Raw genomic sequence first — 2,585 nt, 5'->3', positions numbered from 1 at the left:
CCCTGGGCGGCGGTGCCGACGGGGCCGCGCGCGCGCCGGTGCAGCGGCACATCGTGGGCGCGATCTACGTGAGTTGCTCCGGCCGCGGCGGCCCGCATTTCGGGGGGCCGAGCGCGGAGCTGCAGATCGTGCGCCATGCGCTGGGCGACGTACCGCTGGTGGGGTTCTTCGCCGGCGGTGAGATTGCCCACCACCGGCTGTACGGCTACACCGGCGTGCTCACGGTGTTCACCAGCGAGCACGCGCCGGTCTGAGCCTGGCGACCGCGGGAGGCCCCGCGCCGGCATGCCCGCAGGCCGTGCGCCCCTTCCCGGGTCGGCCCAACGGGGTTTTGAGCCATTTTGGCCCCACGCCCTAGAAAATCATGTGGTGGCAGCTATAAAAATAATAGCAGTTGACTTCAGGTCACCGGCAGGAGCGCAGGCGCGGCCGTGCGCGGCATGCCGGTGAAGGCGAAGTCCACTTCCGGCGCCAGCCCGCTCACGATGCGGGCGATGGAGCGGCCCGAGCCGCAGGCGTGCGTCCAGCCCAGCGTGCCGTGCCCTGTGTTGAGGAACAGGTTGCCGATTTTCGTCTTGCCGATCAGCGGCACGTTGCTGGGCGTGGCGGGGCGCAGCCCGGTCCAGAACTGGGCCTGGCGCGTGTCGCCCGCGCCGGGAAAGAGTTCTTCCACGCGGCGCACGATGGCTTCGCAGCGCACGGGGTTCAAGTCGCGCTGGTAGCCGTTGAGTTCTGCCGTGCCGGCGATGCGCAGGCGGTCGCCGCGCTCGCTGGTGTAGCGCGAGAAGACGAGCTTGAATTCATCGTCCGTCAGGCTCACCTCGTAGGCCGCCGAGGCATCGCGCACGGGCATCGTGACCGAATAGCCCTTGGCCGGGTAGATGGGCAGGCGCAGGCCCAGTGGCTCGGCCAGCAGCGGGCTGAACGAGCCCATGGCCAGCACGTAGGCATCGCCCCGCACGCGTTCGAAGCGGCCTTCCGCGTTGGTGATCTCGGCATGGTCGATGGCGCCGCCTGCCGTGCGCAGCGCCGTGATGTGGCAGCCGGTACGGAACTGCACGCCCGCCGCCTGCGCCAGCCGGGCCAGCTCGCGCGTGAAGGTGTTGGCGTCGCCCGATTCGTCCTCGGCCGTGTAGGTGGCGCCGGCCAGTTGCGGGCGGATGTGGGCGAGCGCGGGCTCCAGCCGCACGGCCTCGTCGGCGCAGACCACGCGGCGCTCGCAGCCCAGGGCGCGCATCTGCTCGGCGGGAGCGAGCGCGGCATCGAACTCCCGGGCGCTCGTGTAGAAGTGCAGGATGCCCTGCGTGCGCTGGTCGTACTGGAGGCCCGTATCGCGGCGCAGCTGCTGCAGCGTGTCGCGGCTGTAGGTGCCCAGGCGCACGATCTGCTCGATGTTGTGGCGCGTGCGGGCCGGCGTGCATTCGCGCAGGAACTGCAGGCCCCACAGCCACTGGCGCATGTCGGCGCGCAGGCGAAAGAGCAGGGGGGCGTCTTCGCGGCCCAGCCATTTCAGCACCTTGAACGGCGCAGCGGGGTTAGCCCAGGGCTCGGCATGGCTCACCGAGATCTGCCCGCCGTTGGCGAAGCTGGTTTCCGCACCGGGAACGCCCTGGCGGTCGATGACGGTCACTTCGTGGCCGAGTTGCTGCAGGAAATAGGCGGAGGTGGTGCCGAGCAGGCCGGCACCGAGAACGATCACGCGCATGATTCACAAGCCTTTTGGAAGGTTTGCGCAAGCAGATCGCCGGCGTGGTGCTATTGAATTGATAGCATGCAGCCGACGGCGATCTGCCGTGCTGCCGCTCCCCCTGTCCTTGGTACCTGAGAGATTCACCCTGCGCCAACACGGCGAGGGGCTTGCTCCTTCGGTGCGCCATGGCATGCATGGCGGCTCTCCAGACGGCTTTGATGGTGGTGCAGTACGGGACCTGAGCGTGTATGGGAGTTTGCGCCTTCGGTGGAGCGGCCCGGGGGCCGTTCGCTCTCCTGCAGGGTGCATCGTAGCAGCGAAGCCGCGCGGCGCAAACCCCGTGCGCGGCGAAGGGGGCGGGCCGTGCGGTTAGTCGATGCGGATCCGGGCGTCCTTCACCACCTGGGCCCACTTGGCGCGGTCGGTGTGGACGGTCTGGCGGAACTGCGCGGGCGTCTCGATGCGCACGGCGTTGCCCTGCGATTCGAAGCGCTCGCGCACCTCGGGCTGCTCCAGCACCTGGCGCAGGGCGGTGTTGAGTTTCTGCACCACGGCGTCGTCCGTTCCCTTGGGCGCGAAGAGGCCGAACCAGATCGAGCTGTCGAAGCCCTGCGTGCCCGGCAGGCCGCTGGAGGCGATGGTGGGCACCTCCTTGACGGCGGCCACGGGCTTGGCGGTGGTCACGCCCAGCAGGCGCACCTTGCCGGCCTTGTAGTGCGGCAACACGGTCTGCACCTGGTTCATGATGCAGCAGGTCTCGCCGCGCACCACCGACGTGACTGGCTTCGGGCCGCCCGTTGTAGGGCACGTGCACCATGGTCCAGGCCCAGGCGCGCATTGAATTCGGCGAACGCCATGTGCGTGCCGGCGCCGTTGCCGGTGGAGGCGTAGTTGT

At 69.2% G+C, this 2,585-nt stretch carries 2 protein-coding genes, 1 pseudogene and 1 riboswitch; of the genes and pseudogenes, 1 reads left to right on the top strand and 2 read right to left on the bottom strand.

Annotated features, from left to right (window positions below):
- A partial coding sequence (locus AC27KI_RS22545) for an FIST C-terminal domain-containing protein (RefSeq protein ID WP_487115933.1) occupies positions 1 to 254 on the top strand: 254 nt, incomplete at its 5' end.
- A gap of 146 nt (positions 255 to 400) precedes the next feature.
- Here AC27KI_RS22545 and AC27KI_RS22540 read toward each other — a convergent pair.
- Together AC27KI_RS22540 and AC27KI_RS22535 are read right to left on the bottom strand one after the other, a co-directional pair.
- Positions 401 to 1,705 (bottom strand): D-amino acid dehydrogenase, encoded by a 1,305-nt coding sequence (locus tag AC27KI_RS22540; protein ID WP_487115931.1) that lies wholly within the window; start codon positions 1,703 to 1,705, stop codon positions 401 to 403.
- Positions 1,706 to 1,798: 93 nt separating this feature from the next.
- A riboswitch (glycine riboswitch) is annotated at positions 1,799 to 1,909 on the bottom strand.
- Positions 1,910 to 2,059: 150 nt separating this feature from the next.
- Positions 2,060 to 2,585 (bottom strand): annotated as a pseudogene (locus tag AC27KI_RS22535) (Bug family tripartite tricarboxylate transporter substrate binding protein); the annotation flags it as partial.

It is taken from the genome of Acidovorax sp. KPB24-03, assembly GCF_057546605.1.
This window is presented reverse-complemented; position numbering and strand designations above follow the sequence as displayed.